Origin of the sequence: Cellvibrio sp. QJXJ, from assembly GCF_024452345.1 — a bacterium.
Lineage (GTDB): Bacteria > Pseudomonadota > Gammaproteobacteria > Pseudomonadales > Cellvibrionaceae > Cellvibrio.
In genome coordinates this window covers 17347-36435 of the sequence record NZ_CP101662.1, presented here as the reverse complement: position 1 = coordinate 36435, position 19089 = coordinate 17347, and the positions used below count along the sequence as shown (strand labels likewise).

The 19089-nt window shown below is 50.7% G+C and carries 12 protein-coding genes and 1 riboswitch; of the genes, 7 read left to right on the top strand and 5 right to left on the bottom strand.

Features of this window, described 5'->3' with window-relative positions:
* Positions 1 to 24: 24 nt before the first annotated feature.
* Positions 25 to 226: riboswitch (cobalamin riboswitch) on the bottom strand.
* A 143-nt stretch (positions 227 to 369) separates the two neighbouring features.
* The gene (locus NNX04_RS00135; RefSeq protein ID WP_261947086.1) at positions 370 to 2499 is read left to right on the top strand and encodes a TonB-dependent siderophore receptor; all 2130 of its coding nucleotides are present in this window, start codon (positions 370 to 372) and stop codon (positions 2497 to 2499) included.
* A gap of 88 nt (positions 2500 to 2587) precedes the next feature.
* Here NNX04_RS00135 and NNX04_RS00130 read toward each other — a convergent pair whose 3' ends face one another.
* From NNX04_RS00130 to NNX04_RS00110, 5 genes are all read right to left on the bottom strand, one after another.
* Positions 2588 to 3103 carry a hypothetical protein gene (locus tag NNX04_RS00130; protein WP_007643766.1) on the bottom strand — a complete coding sequence of 172 codons (516 nt, stop codon included), beginning with the start codon at positions 3101 to 3103 and terminating at the stop codon, positions 2588 to 2590.
* A gap of 26 nt (positions 3104 to 3129) precedes the next feature.
* Positions 3130 to 3405, bottom strand: coding sequence for a hypothetical protein (locus NNX04_RS00125; protein WP_040392728.1), 276 nt, complete (start codon positions 3403 to 3405; stop codon positions 3130 to 3132).
* 1 nt (position 3406) lies between these two features.
* Positions 3407 to 4654, bottom strand: a complete 1248-nt coding sequence (locus NNX04_RS00120) for a hypothetical protein (protein ID WP_261947085.1) — start codon at positions 4652 to 4654, stop codon at positions 3407 to 3409.
* Positions 4655 to 4822: 168 nt separating this feature from the next.
* Complete coding sequence (locus NNX04_RS00115; protein WP_261947084.1) at positions 4823 to 7072, bottom strand: PVC-type heme-binding CxxCH protein; 2250 nt, start codon at positions 7070 to 7072, stop codon at positions 4823 to 4825.
* Between the two features lie 228 nt (positions 7073 to 7300).
* A complete protein-coding gene (locus NNX04_RS00110) occupies positions 7301 to 7966 on the bottom strand; it encodes a 3-keto-disaccharide hydrolase (RefSeq protein ID WP_261947083.1) in 666 nt (221 codons plus the stop codon).
* A 395-nt stretch (positions 7967 to 8361) separates the two neighbouring features.
* Between NNX04_RS00110 and NNX04_RS00105 the strand changes: the two genes are divergently transcribed.
* The 6 genes from NNX04_RS00105 (at position 8362) to NNX04_RS00080 (ending at position 19045) form a co-directional block, all read left to right on the top strand.
* The gene (locus NNX04_RS00105; protein WP_261947082.1) at positions 8362 to 10470 is read left to right on the top strand and encodes a TonB-dependent receptor family protein; all 2109 of its coding nucleotides are present in this window, start codon (positions 8362 to 8364) and stop codon (positions 10468 to 10470) included.
* A 183-nt stretch (positions 10471 to 10653) separates the two neighbouring features.
* Positions 10654 to 13011 carry a TonB-dependent receptor gene (locus NNX04_RS00100; RefSeq protein ID WP_261947081.1) on the top strand — a complete coding sequence of 786 codons (2358 nt, stop codon included), beginning with the start codon at positions 10654 to 10656 and terminating at the stop codon, positions 13009 to 13011.
* Between the two features lie 118 nt (positions 13012 to 13129).
* Positions 13130 to 14461, top strand: coding sequence for a 5-methyltetrahydrofolate--homocysteine methyltransferase (locus NNX04_RS00095; RefSeq protein ID WP_261947080.1), 1332 nt, complete (start codon positions 13130 to 13132; stop codon positions 14459 to 14461).
* 244 nt (positions 14462 to 14705) lie between these two features.
* Entirely contained in the window at positions 14706 to 17009 is a 2304-nt protein-coding gene (locus NNX04_RS00090) for an Orn/Lys/Arg decarboxylase N-terminal domain-containing protein (protein ID WP_261947079.1), read from the top strand.
* A gap of 67 nt (positions 17010 to 17076) precedes the next feature.
* Positions 17077 to 17781, top strand: coding sequence for a hypothetical protein (locus NNX04_RS00085; RefSeq protein WP_261947078.1), 705 nt, complete (start codon positions 17077 to 17079; stop codon positions 17779 to 17781).
* A gap of 250 nt (positions 17782 to 18031) precedes the next feature.
* Entirely contained in the window at positions 18032 to 19045 is a 1014-nt protein-coding gene (locus NNX04_RS00080) for a metal-dependent hydrolase family protein (protein ID WP_261947077.1), read from the top strand.
* The last annotated feature ends 44 nt before the right edge of the window (positions 19046 to 19089 follow it).

Here is a 19089-nt window from a genome sequence, read left to right as displayed (position 1 = left end):
CGCGACATCGTGAACAAAAAGGAGCAAATGCTCCGGTTTGAGGCTGGTATCGGACTCATTCACGCGGGATTAACACAGCGCAAATACACCGTTGCGGGGGCAGTGTCGGGATTGCATCGCCGTTAATAACGCAGGCGATACGCACCGACTTCCCATTGACTCTGATCCTGGCTTGCTCTGGTTAAAGAGCGATTACCCATCAGACACCTCGGGCGCGCAAGTTAAAGGCGCGCGCCATGCAAGTCAATCAATTCCTGCCAGCGGTACATCATGCAAATCACTCCCCTTTAAAACAATATTACAATTGATATTATTTATCATTTGAGAATAAAATGGCGCCATTTACATCAGCCCCGAGAGCCAGACACCATGACCCACACCAAAACCCTGCTTGCCAGTGTTATCGCCAGCCTGTTATTGGCACCTGCTACCAGTTTTGCTGCAGAGCAACCGGGCAAACTCAAAACCGTAAAAGTGGAAGCCGACGCACTGGGCAATACCACGGAACAGACCGACGCCTATACCACCGGCAGCATGAGCACCGCGACCAAACTGGATTTGAGCATCCGCGAGACACCACAATCGGTGTCGGTGATTACCAGCCAACAAATTGAAGACTTGAACATCACCACTATTAATGAAGCTCTCGATACCGCAACCGGTGTGAGCGTGAAGCGTTCGGAAACCGACCGCACCTACTTTGAAGCGCGCGGCTTTAACATCAACAACTTCCAAATGGATGGCGTAGGCATTCCCTTGCACTGGGGTTTGCTGGAAGGCGATATCGATATGGCCACCTATGACCGCGTGGAAATAGTGCGCGGCGCCAGTGGTTTGATGAGCGGTTTAGGCAGCCCCGCAGCCACCGTCAACCTGATCCGTAAACGCCCTACGGCGGAAACCCAAGCCAGTGCCAGCCTGACCCAGGCGCGCTGGGATGACACCCGCCTGCAAGCCGATGTGTCCGGCCAGGTAGCAGAACCCATTCGCGCCCGTGTGGTGGTAAGCGAACAGAGCCGCGACTCCTATTTGCAGGATTACCACAAAGACCTGAGCAGTACCTATGGTGTGGTGGAGGCCGATTTGGGCCTGAACACCCTGCTCACCGCTGGTATCAGCCGCCAAAAAAGTGAAGCCGACAGCCCTATGTGGGGCGCCCTCACCCTGACTTATCTGGCCGATGATGGCAGCAGTCGCCCCACCAACTTCCGTCGCTCTATGAACAGCTCGGCCGACTGGGCTTATTGGGATGTAAAAGACACGCGCAGTTTTGTGGAGCTGGACCACACTTGGGCCAATGGCTGGAATACCAAAGCCACTTACAACCGCACTAAAACCCAGGGCGCACAAGAGCTGCTTTATGTATACGGCACCCTCAATGAAGACATGTCTGGCCTGATTGGTTGGGCCGGTAAATTTGACCGCGAAACTGACATCAAACTCTTTGATGTGGCTACCAGTGGCGAATTCACCACCGGCAGCCTTACCCACAAATTTGTGGTGGGCGCCAATCAAGCCGATAACGATGTGGATGAAAATGCCCTCTACGACTACACCACCGGTAACGGCTTCCCCGCCATCACCAATATGGCCGAATGGACCGGCGATACACCTCACCCCACTTTCGCTGACATGCCCAACGGCGAAATCACCAGCGATAAACAAACCGGTGTTTACCTAGCCGGCCAGTTCAGCCTGAGCGACGATTTAAAACTGCTGACCGGTGCGCGCTCGGCGCGCTATGAAAGCGACAGCGTCAGCTACGGGGCCAATCTGAGTAAAAAAGATGATGTAGTGGTGCCCTACGCTGGCCTGACTTACGACCTGAGCAAACAACTCGCGCTCTACACCAGCTACACCGAAACTTTTACCCCGCAAAGCGAGAGCAAGCTTTCCGGCGAGCGCCTTGATCCGGTGACAGGTGTAAATAAAGAAGTGGGTTTAAAAGGCGAATTCTTTGAGGGCAAACTCAACACCAGTTTCGCGGTGTTTGAAACGGCACAAGAAGGTTTGGCGACAGTGGCCGGTTTTAACACCGACCCTAACCAAGGTGAAACCGGTAACTATTATGAGGGTGATGATTATGAGTCGCGCGGTTTTGAATTTGAAATCGCCGGTGAACTGACCGAGCAAATCAACCTGGTGCTGGGTTACACCAACCTCACTATCGACGATAACAAGGGCGAAGTCTCGCGCACCTTCACACCCAAACAATCGGCCAAACTCACCGTCAATTACTACCCGCAATTTGCACCAGGTTTGAAGTTGGGGAGTTTTGTGGAATATCGCTCAGACACTTATTTGCGCGGCACAGTGATTGAGCAGGACGCGTTGACGCTGGTGGATCTGTTTGCCAGTTACGAGTTCAACGACAACTGGTCGGCATCACTCAACCTGAGCAATATCACCGACGAAACCTACCTGACCAGCTTTGAATACAGTCAGGCTTACTACGCCGAGCCGCGTAATATCAGCGCGACTATTCGTTGGCAGTATTGATAAACCAAGCTTGTAACACTTCTCTAATTGCCCAATCGAAAAAACCGGGCGAAAAAAATGGGCGCTACGGCGCCCATTTTTAAAAGCATTAAATTATCCCTTTCTCAATTTTTTCAGCTAGTTTTTTAAATTCATCAAACATCCCTTTTTCAAAAAGCATTTCGTCAGTGAACATAGCCTCTTGAGGATCAGTGGAGTCATCCCATAGATGACTATAGCGTGAATGATTACGAAATCTGTATCCAGACGTACCGAACATCCTCGACACAATTAGTTTCTCGCCATTGATTATCTCTTCGTAACCAAACTGACCTTTAGGTAAGCCACCCTCAGCTTCCGTTTTGAAAAATTTTTCTTCGATAACGTTCACGAACCAAGCGAATCCTTCCTTGGGAATTTCTAACTCAGTCCCACCAACCCAATAACTAGCACCACCATCCAAGGGAGCATAAAGACCCTTTTTTGCCCACAATAGATACTCACCTTCTTTTAGCCAAAAACAGTAGTCATTTTCATTTAGGTGAGATTGAAACTCCGCGTATTGATAAACGATACGTGGATCGTTTATCAGATTTTCGGGGTCTGTATTGGAAATTTTTTTCATGCTATATCCTTAGCAATTAACGCTTTTTAAGATCTTAAAATTCTCGTTACATCATCTATCAATTCCTTTAAAACAAGTTCATCAGGGCTAGCTAATTCACGTGAAGATAGAATTGAATAGGTAAATGTAGTATCAGAGGCCAATTCTTTAGATGGATTTTTACCAGCTGCCGCATTGTCACGTATGAATATCATCTGATTTTTAATCGACGTTAATATATTTTTTGAAGTATATTGCGGGGGGGTCGTATCTATTGCGTCAATAACTTTCTGAGCTGCAATGCGAAGCGTGTTGTATTCCATTTTAAATTCCAATTTTATTCAAAGAAATAATAGTTTTTTTTGTTGTATCATTTACAAACAATTGTTTTCCGCCACCAACAGTACTCACTGGATTGTTTGGATTTGTCCAGTTATCAACAATAGGTTTTGAGTAAGACAACAACCCCTTGCCACAAGGCACTTTAAACGAAGTAAGGGTACGACCTTCAGCACTCAATCCCAATGCATCAGGAGTTTGATTGCTCATAGGATCAAACCAGTTTCCTGGAAATCCATGGGAGTTAACGTACTGAGTCATTTCATCAGGAGGAGGAAAAATCATGATTTCAACAGGTTTAGTTAGGTCTACGCCGCCATCAATGCCTGCCACTTCATCACCAATCGCGTTAGCAATTTGACTTTCAGAGAATCCATTAGATTCCAGAAAGAATCGACACAACTTTTCTCTTGCCTGGATATGGAAACTAGAACTGCCTTCACTTTTTGCCAATGCAACTTCTCTTGTGGTGGGCTCTTCATATACAAAAACGCTAAGGTCACTTTCTGATTGGGAGTTTTTATGCGTACCTAGAGCAGTGACATCAATCTTTCCAGGGTTCTCCGAAACTGATTTATCAACCGCACGATTAACTTCCGGTGCCAAGGGCACTGGTCTATCTGCAGTGGTTGCAGCGACATACTCTACCGCTTTTGCCGGAGGGGCTTTGGGTGGCAAGGGGATTTTATAAGCCAATAATTCGCCGCTGGCGAGTAGTTGTAGGGCTTCGCTAAGCGCATTGTTCTTTTGCGCGGCGTTAAAAAGATTTTCGTTGGCCAGGTGCGCCAAAAACATATCACTGCTAATGCCCAAGTCATCCAACAATTGCCGGGCGGAGTCTGTCGTTTTAATCGGTTCGGGGATAAGGTCAGTGGCGCTATGAGGCTTGGGGCCCTTGATAATACTTAGCCCAACACCTTTTTTACCTGCCAGCGCGTGACTGGCATTGAGCGTTGGCAATTGATAGAGCATTAAATCGCCACGCATTATTGCCTGCGCCACGACCTGATATACCTCTCCCGGATGAGTGCCATGTAGATCAGGTAATCGTTGATGGACACGGTTAAGGATTTGCATCCATTGATCCGGGGCTACCGGCAACCTTGCCACAACGCGAAATGTCGAATAGGAATCGCTGGAATAAGGTTTTGCTGATGACGCGCTAGGAAGTGTGGCGCGACCGGCCAACTCATAGGCTTGGCCGGTATAGTCTTTAATGACTAGATTGATCACATTGGCATCCTTGTGTAGATGATCTTGAAAAAACGCGAGTGCGCAGTTTAAGGATTCAGCACTCCTTGTCCATAGCCTCACACTGTTTTACTGTGCAAATTGTGACGTCAGTTCAAGCAAGCGCAAACCCAATTTGTTGAGCATTTTCTTGGGATTTACCGCCCTAACTCACTCGCCCAACTCACCGGCCGTATAGGGTTGATTACGGTTTTCCGTTTGTGCACGAATCTTGGCGACTTCATCAGCGCTGATTGCGTGTGCGGCATTGCCCCAGTTGTTGCGAATGTAGGTGGCTATGTCGGCAGTGTCCTGATCGCTGAAATTTGGATTAGCGCCCAAGCCCGGCATCATCATCGGTAATTGGTAATGCACACCATTCACGGTGATGGGACCATTTAAACCGTGCAGTAATATTTTGATTAAACGTTCCGGTTCACCGGTAACCCATTCACTCTGTGCCAATGGCGGTGCCATGCCGTCCATGCCCTGCCCTTGTTTGCCGTGGCAACCAAAACAGGCTGCGCCACCGTCAAATAACGCCTGACCACGGTAGTATTGGTTTTGCTCCTGGGTGACAAGTTTGTTGAAATTACTTTCGATAATTTTTTGTTTGCCCACCAAATCCAACAACGCAATTAATTCCTGACTGGCATCAGCGCCTAAAAATGTTTTTAACGCTTGTTCGCGACCCGCGATACCACTGACTACCACCTGATTGATCAACGGCTGATCGCCATAATTCGCCAACACGGTTTTGATCAGCGCCAAACTGGAATCGATTTTTAATTCACCGGCGCTAAGTGCAATTTGCAGGGCGACTTCATAGTCGCTCTTGGCCAGCTCTGTCAAACGCGGGGCAAATTGTTGCTGCTCGGCTTTGGACAAATGCATTAACAACGCGATTGCTGAAATTTGCACCTTGGGGTGAGAAGCATGCAAGCCGGCGCGGATGCTGTTGGCATTAACAGCATTTAATCCCTCCAGCGTCCAGAGCGAATTGATTTGTGCGCGGTGATCGCGGCTTTGTTGCACCAAGCGAGTAATCGCCTCAGTCACACTTTTATCGTTCTGTTGGATGATCAAGCGTCTGGCGGTATCGCGATACCAACCATTGGCGTGCGCCAAATAGGGAACCAATTGCGCAGTGGTTTTACCCTCCAATTGTGGCTTGGGAGCCAAAGGGTTAGTAGCCCAACGCAGGCGATAAATGCGCCCCAGCGTGCTGTTATGTTTATGGAGTTGGCGACTTTCTGATTGCTCGCGCAAATAGCTGGTTAAATATTCTTTATGCTGGATAACACCGTGATACATATCAAGAATGTAGAGTGAGCCATCGGGCGCGGTGTACAAATTTACCGGGCGGAATCGTTCATCGGTGGAGGCAAGAATTTCACCTTGCGGATAAATCTCCTCGCCGCGAAATTGCCCTTGCTCCTCGATAATACGTCTGGCCGAGATTAAATTGGCCGCTGGTTCCGGGGTAAAAGCAACGCCATAAAATTCAGCGGGAAATTGATCCCCGCGATAAACCACACTGCCACTGGCAGCGGTGAAATTAATTAATTCGCCTTTATTTGGCCCTTTAGCAACCAGGGTCTCCGGCATATAAGCGCGGTTCACGCCCGGGTTAATTCGCGCTGGATAAATTTGGTTGCCACCAATGCTCTGGGCTTTTATTTCCTGCACCAAACCGGGGTTTTTATTGAGTGAATTAGGGCGCAAATATTCGCCCTGCGCTGGCGCACTGTTCCAGGTGTGAAACAAGCGGCCATAATCATCCATGCTCATGCCCCACTGGCCGCGATATTCAGTCGTGGCGCTCGCCATTTTCCAATAACGGTTGCGATAAATTTCTTCCGCACCTTGGGGCAATTCACTATCGAGTGGCAATATTTTGTAACGGCGATCACTCTTGGCGTTGTAGTACCAATTGTCCAACCCAAACAACATGCCATTGGCTTTGTGCTCAACACTGCCGCCTTGGGCATAGGTTGGATCAACCACTTCACGCACGCCCAATTTATCACCTGCCAGAACTTCGGCAAAATACAACTGGGTTTGATCCGCGTAGAGAATACCGCCTTTAACCAACACAATGGTGCGCGGCAAAATCACATCATTTAAAAATACTTTGCGCTTATCAACTTTACCGTCGCCGTTTGTATCCTCAAGGATGGCGATATTACCTTTGGGGATTTCTTCATTATTGCCGTCCAAATCCGGCATAAAAGTGTTCATCTCCGCCACCCACATACGCCCGTTACCATCGAAACTCATGGCCACCGGGCTAAAAACATGGGGTTCGGCGGCAACATTTTCTATGACAAAACCGGGCTGTAGCTGCATGGACTTTAATGCTTGTGGCACCGCTAAAACCGGCGCGGGAGGAATATCCTCGGCGGCAATCGGCGGTGTCATATCCTCGCCCTTGCGATCACCGAGATTTCTTACCGGCGTGCTTTTTGTTGCTTCAGGTTTTGTTGCTTCGTTTTTTTTGGTATCAGGCGCAGCATTTTTTTCTGAATGTAAATTATCTGTACTGCAGCTGACTATTGATAAACCCAGCAGTGCACAAATCAACAGATGTGCGTTTGATTTTTTGAAATTTATTCTTGGTTGTTTGGGATCTATTGACGTAGACAAAATTTATTCCAGTTCAGTGATAAATAGATTGCGAAAGCGAACGATGTTATTGGTAGTGCCAGTGGTTTTCAGCAATTCACTGCCGTGGTGCTGCAAGCCAATAAAACCCTGGGTGTCTTTATTATCTTTGACGTGAGTAGTGAGCACACCGTTGAGATAAATTTTAATATCACTACCACGGCATTCAATGCGGTACTGGTTCCATTGCAAATGGCGATAGGCGTTTGCCATTTCAGTGGTCCATGCACCCAGGTAATTTTTTTCAAAATCGGCATCGGGGAAGGAGCGTGTTGCATGTACGGGATGCAACCATTCACGCCGCGCCTGATCATACAAACCGCCACTCCACTTACGTTCACTCGGGTCCACTTCTGCCTGATAACCCATCGCTTGCTGGCGATTATTATCAGTTTTAATCTGACCGCGAAACATGATGCCGGAATTACTGTATTCACTCACATCAGGCATCAAGACTTCAGCCGTCAGAATAAAATTCTTATAGGTTTTTTTGGTGGTGAAAAACCAGTTATCGGTAGAGCTAAGAATCAACTCACCCGCGTTGACCTGGGCACTGCCGTAGTCATAAATATTGTTAAATTGACTTAATTTATCGTCAATCAAATTAACCGGCTGGGGCTGTTGTTGCTCTGCGCAGGCAGCAATTGACATGAGTAACAAAAGGGAAATTATTGTATTTTTTAGCATGACAAATAAGACTCGAGGTGACAGACAGAAAATCTTAAGGCACTTTTTGGAATCGACCTTAATACAAACAAGTCGTAAATGACACTTGGTTTGCACAAATTTAAGGTCAGTCTTGGCCCCCACCTTGGATTAATTCATCTGCTACCGACAAGATTATCCATGCCGAACTCGCCCACGAATAATCACCCCAGGCGATCGAGGTATCAATATACCCTTGATGTAAATGGTTCCTATTTGTTATAGTGGCGCACCTGAAAAACTATGCTGTACGCAATTGATTGCAATAATCAGTCGCCAGAATGCATAGACACCCAATTTCAAACCACTACTAATCACTTAAACAACCCAAGGAACTTCACATGCGTCACTCTGCTCTACCGGCTGCGCGCGCAGTTAATCTTTTACAAAAGCCATTGGCCATGGGTATTGCGCTGGCCTTGAGTGGTGGTGCTTTCATGGCATTGCCTGCTATTGCTGAAACCAAAGCCCTGCCGAAAGTGGTGGTGGTAGGAACGGAACTGGGTGATGCTGAGCGCCAACCCGGTTCGGTCGCGATTGTCACCGAAGAAACACTGGAACTGCGCCAACCGCGCTCGACCGAAGAAGCCCTGCGCGCTGTCCCCGGCGTCGCCATCAAACCGGAAGAAGAAAGCGCGATTGTGGCCAATATTGGTATTCGCGGCCTCAGCTCTGCGGATTACAAAACCCTGATTCTGGAAGACGGCGTACCCGTAGCACCTGGCCTGTTTGTGGGCAATGGCCGCTACTACAACCCACGCATCCAGCGCATGGAAAGCATTGAAGTATTGAAAGGTGCCGCCTCACTGCGCTATGGCCCAAGCACCATCGGCGGCGTGATCAACTACATCACCAAACAACCCAAGGATGGTGTGCAGTTAGAAGCTCGCGCCGGTTCATTTAACAGCCGTGAAGCCACCTTAGAAGTGGGCGGTTCCAGCCCATCGCAAGAAGCGCAGTTTGGCGCCTTTATCACCCGCGCCAGCAGCGACGGTTTTATGGATAAAGGCTACGACATGACCGACGTGATGGTAAAAACCGGTATGGCACTGGGCGACGACCAGTGGTTGAGCGTAAAAGTCAGCGATTACGACAGCGAAGCCAACATTTCCTATCGCGGTCTGTTCCTGCAGCAATACAAAGATGGTGTGGATGAAAACCCCGCACCGGATGATTACCTCATCAGCGGCCGCCGTGGTGTGGACATCAACCATGAATGGGACATCAACGCCACAACCAAACTCACTACCCTGGTGTTTGGCAGCGAAACCTATCGCGATTACTGGCGTTACAACACCAACAATACTGCCTCAGTTGCTGCCGGCCAGTGGGTGTATTTGGACACGCTCAACGGTTACAACCGCAGCTTCGAACGTTTTGGTGTAGATAGCCGCCTGAAACTGCAACATCAGTTGTTTGGCATCGCCAACGAAACTGAATTTGGTGTGCGTTTGATGAACGAATCCATGGATGACGTGACCGTCGGCGCCACCCGCGCCACTCCGCGCACCGGCACCATTAACAAAGACCAGGTTGAATCTGCCGATAGCCTGGCGCTGTATGCGCAAAACCGTTTTGTGGTCACTGAACGGTTAGCGGTTACCGCAGGTCTGCGCGTAGAAAGTTACGAACAAACCACTAAAAACAAACGCGCCGCCACCAACAACGAAGCGGACACCTCCAACACCGAAGTGCTGCCCGGTTTAGGTGCCACCTACCAAATCAACAGCGCCTTGCAAGGTTTCGCCAGTGTTTATGAGGCCTTCTCACCCGCACTGAATGGCGATGCATTGAATGGTTTGGAAGACCAGAAGTTGGATGCCGAGCGCTCAGTCAACGTTGAGGCTGGCCTGCGCGGCGCGCGCGACAAGGTGAACTACGAGTTAACCTTCTTCCGCATGGAATTCGACAACCAGATCATCCCCGCCAACTCCAACAGCCAGTTCCAACGCACCAATGGCGGTGAAACTCTGCACCAAGGTCTTGAAGCGGCACTGGGCTGGGATTTGGGTGCTGGTTTTAGCCTGAACTCAAGCGCCACCTATATCCCGGATGCAGAGTTTGTCGGCGCACGCCGCGATGCCAACGGCAATATCACCACCCCCGATGGCAACCGTGTGACCTATGTTCCTGAGTGGGTAACCAACCTGAGCCTGGAATACAAAACCGGAAAACTGCGCACCGCAATCAGCTTGCACCACACCGGTGAGCAATACACCGACGTGCAAAATACCAAGCCGATCACCGAAAGCACCTCAGGTTTCTTCACCGGCCAAATCGACAGCTACACATTGGTGGATTTGAATGCTATCTATGAATTCAGCAAAGACCTGAGCATCAGCGCCAGCGCCAAAAACCTGACCGATGAAAACTACATCGCCAGCCTGCGCCAAGGTATCTACGTGGGTACTGAACGCACTATCGATGTGGGTGTGAAGTTTAAGTTCTAACATCAGCACTGCTGCAGTAAATAAAACCAAAAAGCCACCCTCGCGGTGGCTTTTTGGTTTTATGCCCCAGCATTAAAGGTTGCCTCATCAAATTGTTATAGTATAACATCACTCAAAATTTGAGAGACTCAGTATATAGCGCTGGGTTGATGGCTTTCTGATGTTGGTGAGGATGTTATGACGATGAACAAATCCCTTTTGTGGTTGGCGCTGGCGGCGGCAAGTGGTTCGGCCTTAGCGCAAGTTGAAGGTGTGGTGCGTGACCCGTCGGGGATGCCGATTGCGGGGGCGACGGTTGAGGTGGTGGGTACCAAAATCCGTACTACTGCGAATGAGCGCGGTGAGTTTCAGTTACCGCAGGTGAAGGATAAACACGTCGAGCTGCATGTGCGTGCGCCCGACTACACCCACAGAACTTTGCATGTGCATGAGGACGATGGCCCGGTGGAGCTGGTACTTACCAGCACCACGCTGGAAATTGTGAATGTGGTGGGCCTGCCCTGGCATGCGTCCAATATGGAATCGGCCCAGCCGGTGAATGTGCTCGGCGGCGAGACGTTGCGCGAGCGCCAGTCATCTACCTTGGGTGAAACCCTGAAACATGAAGTGGGTGTGCATTCCAGCTATTACGGCCCGGTGGCCAGCAGCCCGATTATTCGCGGCTTGGAAGGCCCACGGGTATTGGTCACCCAAAATGGTTTGGATGCGGGCGATGCCTCCCGTGTTGGTCCCGACCATGCAGTCGCGGCGGAAGCCTCTACCGCGCGCCAAATTGAAATTCTGCGTGGCCCGGCGACGTTGTTTTACGGCAGTGGCGCCATTGGCGGGGTAGTGAATGTGGTGGATGACCGCGTTCCACAAAGCACCGACACCTTTGGTGAGTGGCGCTTGCAGCAGGATTCCGTCGCCGATGACAAACTCGTCTCTGCCAGTGGCAATACCGGCATGGGCAGCATGGGTTTGCATTTGGATGGTTTCTGGCGCGAGGCGGATAACTACAAAATCCCCGGTGCTGCAGAAGTAGAAACCCACGAAGAACATGAAGAAGAAGGCCACGACGAGCACAGCGATGATCGCCTTGCCAACTCCTGGAGCGAAGCCAAGGGTTTTAATGCTGGTGTCAGTCAGGTAATGGATGAAGGATTTGTTGGCCTGTCCTACGGTTTGTTGGATCGCCAATACGGTATTCCTGGTCATGGTCACGGTGGCGACGAAGAAGTGGATGTGTACGCCGATGTGAAACAACATCGCATTCAGTTTTTGAGCGAGTTGAATCTGGATCACGAGTTTTTTAGCGCCAGCAATACGCGTTTTGGTTTTACTGATTACGAGCACAGCGAAATCGAAAACGGTGAAGTGGGAACAACCTTCCGCAACGAAACTGCAGAGGCACGCTGGGAATTATTCCATCACCCCATCGCTGAATGGCGCGGTGCGTTAAGCCTGCATTACAAACACAGCGATTTTGAAGCGATCGGCGAAGAGGCATTCACACCGCCGAGCGAAACCGGAACGCTCGCGCTCGGTTTGATGGAAGAGCGTCACTTTGGCGATGTGTTAGTGCAGCTCGGTGCACGTATCGAGCAGGTAAAAATTACGGCGGATAATTTGCAGGTTGATCTGAATGAACACGATCACGCCGATGAAGATGATCACGCGCAAGAATACCTGCGCGTATTTTCCATCGACCAGGAAGCAACGCCTTTTAGTGCATCAGCGGGTGTGGTGTGGGATTTCACTCCCGGTTACAACATCGGTGTTTCTTATACCCACGCTGAGCGCACGCCCTCTGCTGCCGAATTATTATCCTTCGGCCCACATATTGGTTCCGGTTTGTACGAAGTGGGTGCGCTGTTGCAATTAGTGAATGATGAAGACGGCGAATTTCATTTTGATTTGGCGCGCTCCGATTTGGAATTGGAAACCTCTAACAACATCGATATTTCCCTGCGCAAATTTGAAGGCGATTTTGGTTTTATCCTTAACGCCTTTTACAACCGCATCGACAATTATTACTACCTCGCAGACACCGGTTTAACCCGTGAAAGTGGCCATGAACATGATCACGGCGATGAAGACGCGCACGATCACAGCAGCGAATTGCCGGTATTTATTTATCAAGCGCGCGATGCCGAACTTTACGGTTTTGAAACCGAATTTGTGTGGCAATTAACCGCGCCGTTAAAACTCAGCCTCACCAGCGATTACATTCGCGCGCAATTAGTGGATGGCGGCGATTTACCGCGTATTCCACCACTGCGTGTGGGCGCGCGTGCGGAATATGAAATGGGTAACTGGCGCGCAGAATTAAGCGGCCAACACTATTTTGAACAGGACAACATCGATTCATTTGAAACCACCACCGACGCTTACACCCTGGTGGATATGCAAGTGAGTTATGCGCTGAGTGACGGCTTAAAAATTTATGTGAAAGGTAACAACCTCACCGACGAATACGCGCGCGTCCATGCGTCATTCCTTAAAGACAAAGCTCCACTGCCCGCACGCTCCTTTGCGCTGGGTGTGAGCGGTAGTTTTTAGCGCTCACGCTTCCTAAACCACTGGCTTGAACTCAAGCATGCCCGCTAATGCGGGCGTGACGGGACAGCTTTTACCATTAGTTTTTATTTACAGATGAATATTTAAAAGGGCAATTTAAATGATGAAAAAGAACGCCGTTTCCAGCCTAACGCTAATCATGATCGCCGCCTTGTTGGGCGGCTGTGGTGGCAGCGACACCAAAATAGTTGAGCGCGACCCCGTGCCCATCGAAGACGATCATGACCATGACGACGACCATGATCACGACGATGAGCTGACGCAAGGCCGTTTGCTGATCAGCGCAAAAGACCAAGCCAAAGTCAGCATCATCGACATTAAAGAAAAACAATTGCTGGAGGAATTTACCTTCACCGAAGCGCCCAGTGCGATTTACGCCAGCCCAAGTTATCGCTACGGTTATGTTATTCAACGCACAGCGGATTTGGTGAATGTGATTGACAGCGGCTTGTCGCAAGAAGATCACGGCGACCACAAAGACGACGTGATTGAAGCACCGATGCAAATGAGTTTTAACGCGAATGGTTCGCGCCCAACCCACTTCACCGGCAACCACACCCAATCGGTTATTTTTTACGATGGCAATGCCACCACTGCCACACCAGCGAGCGTTGCTGTGTATACCGAAAGCGATATCGCCAACAACACGGCGGGCACGCGTTTGCAATACACCACTCACATGCACGGTGCTGCACAAGGGCGCGGTGATTATTTAATTTCCACGGTGCGCGATGCCGCAACAGAAAGCACACTGCCCGATCGCGTTGCAGTTTATAAAGCAGAAGCAGGTGTATTTACTGAGCAAGAAATATTTACCGAAACCTGCCCCGGTTTGCACGGCAGCGCACAAAATGAAAATCAAATCGCCTTTGGTTGCACTGACGGTGTGTTAGTTATCACCCAAAATGGCGACAACTTTACTGCCGCAAAAATTACCAACCCCACCAGTTTTACCGGCACTACCCGCATTGGCACAGTGCTGGGCGATGAAGCGCTAGAGCAGTTTGTGGGCATAGCAGCAGGGCAATTTTTTGCACTGGATACAACGGCCGCCAGCATCACCGCCATTAACTGGTTGGACACCAGCCTTGCTACACCACCCACTGCACTGGCCTATGGTTTTGCCGATGCCGGTGAACTGTTTGTGATTCTGGACAACCAAGGCGGCCTGACCGTTATTCACACCCATGATTGGGCCGTGGTGGATCGCCTGCAAGTGATCACCAGCAACATCGCCGCCCTGCCCACGGGCAGCCGCTTTGAACTGGCAATCACACCGGGCCACCATATTTATGTGAGCGATCCAATCGCCAACCAAATTAAACAGGTGGATCTGGATTCATTAAATGTGACAGATAGCATCCAGTTGGATTTTGTACCCAACAAATTTACCTGGCTGGGTATCGCCGAACCCGAGGGTAATCACCACTAACGTGAACCACGCCTAACCCCTTAGGGGTTCACGCCTTGCAGCGGTGCCTTTTGGCACCGCTTTTTTTTTGCCCACGCACAGCCACAATCCCCAGAGTTTTTCAGCCGGTTTCATTGCAGTAAGTTAATTTTCATCCACACTCAACTTTTAGAGGGCGGGCGACGTACTGACACTGAATGTGCGATAACACCGCCGCAACACAGGAACATCACCTGAGTGCCGTTGGAATGAAAGGAGTTTGGCTATGATCGGTCGCACCAACAAAACCTTTAAACGCCATGTGCTGGTGGTTGAAGATCAGCTGGCTAATTTGGATAGCACGCGCGGCCGTGCCTTGCATGATTTGGTGAGCGAATTCCAACAGCGGCAAGTAGAGCTGGTGCAGGCGCGCTCCTATGATGACGGCCATGCAGCCATTATTTCGGATGCGGGTTTTCACTGCATTTTTGTGGATTGGACCCTGGGCGACAACGAAGCGGAGAGCCATGCTGAAGTGATGGAGCTACTGCGCACCATTCGCCAACGCAACGCCAATGTGCCCATCTTTTTAATGGCGGATCGCGCCGCCAAACAAACCCTGACCGTGGAAGCCATGGAGCTGGCCGATGAATTTGTATGGACACTGGAGGACACCGCCCCCTTTATCGTGGGCCGTGCGCTGGCTGCGGTGGATCGCTACCTGGACAACCTCTTACCTCCCTTTACCGACGCCCTGTTGCGCTACAGCCAAAAAGACGAACACTCCTGGGCAGCGCCCGGCCACCAAGGCGGGATTGCTTTTACCAAGTCAGCAGTAGGCCGGGTATTTTTTGATTTTTTTGGCGAGAATTTATTTCGCACCGACGGCGGCATAGAGCGCGGCAGCCTCGGTTCGGTGCTCGACCATACCGGCCCGGTAGAGGCATCGGAAAAATTTGCCGCACGGGTATTTGGTGCCCATGAATCCTACGCGGTACTCAATGGCACCTCCGGCTCCAATCGCGCCATTTTTATGGCCTGCGTCGGTGAAAACCAGTTTGCCCTGTGCGATCGCAATTGCCACAAATCCATCGAACAAGGGCTGGTATTGTCAGGCGGTATTCCGGTGTATTTCACACCCACCCGCAATCGCTATGGCATCATTGGGCCAATCCCGGCCGATAGGTTCAACCCCCAGGCCATAGCCCAAGCGATTCAGCAGCACCCGCTGCACGCGCAGGCCAGCAGCGACAAACCCGTCTACGCCGTAGTCACCAACTGTACCTACGACGGCATGTGCCTGGATGCCGCCCGCGCCGAGGCGGTGCTCGCGCAGTCGGTAGACCGTATTCATTTTGATGAAGCCTGGTATGGCTATGCGCGCTTCAACCCTATGTACGAAGGCCGCTATGCCATGCGTGGCGACCCGCGCGACCACACCGAACCGGCGCCCACTGTTTTTGCCACCCACTCCACTCACAAGCTGCTCGCGGCGCTGTCGCAATCCTCCTATATTCATGTGCGCAATGGCCGCAACCCTATCGAACACAGCCGCTTTAATGAATCGTTTGTGATTCAGGCGACAACATCGCCGCTCTATACACTGTTTGCCTCTAATGAAATTGGCGCAGCGATGATGGAGGGCAGCAGCGGCTATAGCCTGACGCAGGATGTGATTCGCGAAGCAGTGGATTTCCGTCAGGCGCTGGCACGGGCGCACCGGGAGTTTGCGCAAAAAGGCGATTGGTTTTTTCAGCCCTGGAACTCACCGGAAATTCGCGACGCACAAAGCGGAAAATGGGTTGCTTTTGCCGATGCCGACCCGGAACAACTGGCCACTGACCCTAGCTGCTGGGTACTGGAACCAGGCGCGGCCTGGCACGGTTTTGGCGGTCTGGAAAAACATTGGTGCCTACTCGACCCGATGAAAGCCGGCATTATGGTGCCGGGCATGGGGCTGGATGGGCAGATGGAAGCGGTGGGCATTCCCGCCCCCGTGTTAAGCGCGTTTCTTTATCGCAACAATATTATTCCCTCGCGCACCACCGATTTTATGGTGCTCTGCCTGTTCAGCATCGGCATTACCAAAGGCAAGTGGGGCACCCTGATCAACGTGCTGCTCGCCTTCAAACGCCACTACGACAACAACACTCTGCTGGAGCAGGTATTACCAGACTTGGTGGATTTAGCCCCCGCCCGCTACCGCGCCATGGGTTTGCAAGACTTGGCCACCGAAATGTTCAACTACATGCGCACCAGCCACATGGATGCATTACAGGCCGAAGCATTTAGCAACTTGCCACAAATTGCCTGCACGCCGCGCAAAGCGTTTCAACAACTGCAAGCGGGTGCGGCGGAGTTACTGCCGCTGGTACAAACGGCCAACCGCGTTACCGGTGTGGGCATCATGCCCTATCCACCGGGTATTCCCATTGTCATGCCCGGTGAAAACCTCGGCCCACTCGACGGCCCTTGGCTGAGTTACATCACCGCCCTGCAGGATTGGAGCAAACGCTTTCCGGGCTTTGAAAAAGAAGTTGAAGGCGCAGTACACAAAGACGACGGCTATCATTTTTGGTGTTTGAAATAAAACGTTCAATAGATGCTCGCCATACTGGATGAGTACCGAAATATCCCCCTAACAAGAGACGGAGTTTATGCTGAAAACAAGACCCACACTTTCATTTATCCAGTCACCTACCGAACCTCGCCGCACCACTTACCTGCGGCGCACAACCCTTGCCCGGCTGATGGGGGCAGTGCTACTAGGGTGCATTGCCCTGCCCGCGGCCGCGAGTAATTTCGGCTTTATGAAAAACACCCTGCCTAGCCAATTGTCTGACAGCGACATGCAGCAATTGAAAGTGGAAGTTGCAACGGTACTGGAGCAAACGCCCGACAAAAAAATCACCCAATGGCAAGCACCGCAATCCAAACTCAGCGTAAAAATCCTGCCTAAACTCAGTTACACCGAAGCCGGAATTCCCTGTCGTCGCACGCTGTTAAATTTCTCTACTGCGCCCAAAAACACAGAAACCTATGGCTTTACCATTTGCAAAAATGCACAAGGCCAATGGCAGATTAGCCAATCGCGCTTGCAAACCCTGGGTAACGAGGATCTGGCCCTCATCGAAACTCACGCCCTGCAAGCACTGAATGACAACAGCATGGGCACCCCCATCACCTGGTTTAACCCCAATTCCAAAATCAACGGCACAGTGGTGCTGGTGAGTGCAGCGCAAAAAAATCAACAGCCGTGTAAAACCCTCGCCATCAGTTTATTTGATGCCGAAGGTGTATCGCTCGAAGGGCAGTATTTGTTGTGCAACGGCGCAGAGGGTTGGAAGCGCGCCAGTTTCTAAGATTGTTAAGCGTTGCGTTTTTATCAAAATCTATCGATCAATATTGTGCTTAGTCCTATGGAGAAAATGGCAATGATTGTTCGCAACAGCTACACCAAAACCGACATTAAAACCAAAATCGATTTCATTTTTTTAAAAGGTTTGAGCCTGGCGATACCGTTAATAATTAGCAGTGTTTTTTTCACTGGTTCTGCCGCCGCACAAACTCCGTCACCACTTACAGGTGGCGCTAAACGGTGAGCCTGGGTATTTGAATTTAATTGCTGCGCGCGAAGCAAAAAATACATTGCTGCGTGGTTTTACCAGTGTGCGCGATTTGGCCGGGCCAGTGTTCAGCATCAAACGGGCGATAGATGAAAGTTTGATTGAAGGGCCGCGCATTTGGCCTTCGGGGGCGATGATTTCGCAAACCAGTGGCCACGCGGATTATCGCAGCCTGAATGAATTACCGCGCACCGCCAACAGCCATTTACATCATTCAGAAGTCACCGGTGGTGCCGCGATTGCCGATGGCGCCGACGAAGTTTTACGCCGCACCCGCGAACAATTAATGCTAGGCGCATCGCAAATAAAATTAGCGGCAGGCGGTGGTGTCTCCTCCAACTACGACCCACTGGATGTTGCGCAATATACCGAGGCGGAATTTCGCGCAGCGGTGGATGCTGCAGAAAATTGGGGCACCTATGTCACCGTGCATGCCTACACACCGCGCGCCATTCAAACCGCCATTAATGCGGGCGTAAAAGTGATAGACCACGCGCAATTAATTGATGAAGCCACCGCAAAACTCGCGGCAAAAAAAGGCGTGTGGCTCAGCTTACAACCCTTTCTGGATGATGAAGATGCCAACCCGCAACCAGAAGGTTCCGCCAATCGGGCGAAACAATTGCAAGTCACCCAGGGTACCGACACTGCATTTGCCTTGGCAAAAAAATACAACATCAAGGTCGCCTGGGGCACCGACAGTTTATTCGATGCAAAACTCACCGCACGCCAGGGTGCGCAGCTCGCCAAAATGATCCGCTGGTACACACCCGCCGAGGTATTAATGATGGCCACCAGTGGCAATGCCGAACTGCTGGCACTCTCCGGCCCACGCAACCCCTACCCTGGAAAATTGGGTGTAATCGAACAGGGTGCATTGGCAGACCTGTTACTGGTTGATGGCGACCCGCTGGCCGACATCAATTTGGTGGCAGACCCGGAGAAAAATTTCCTGGTGATTATGAAAGACGGAAAAATTGCGAAACAATTAATGCGCTAATCCCTCACTGAACTATCGTCCACCTCCTCAAAAGGATCGCCGCC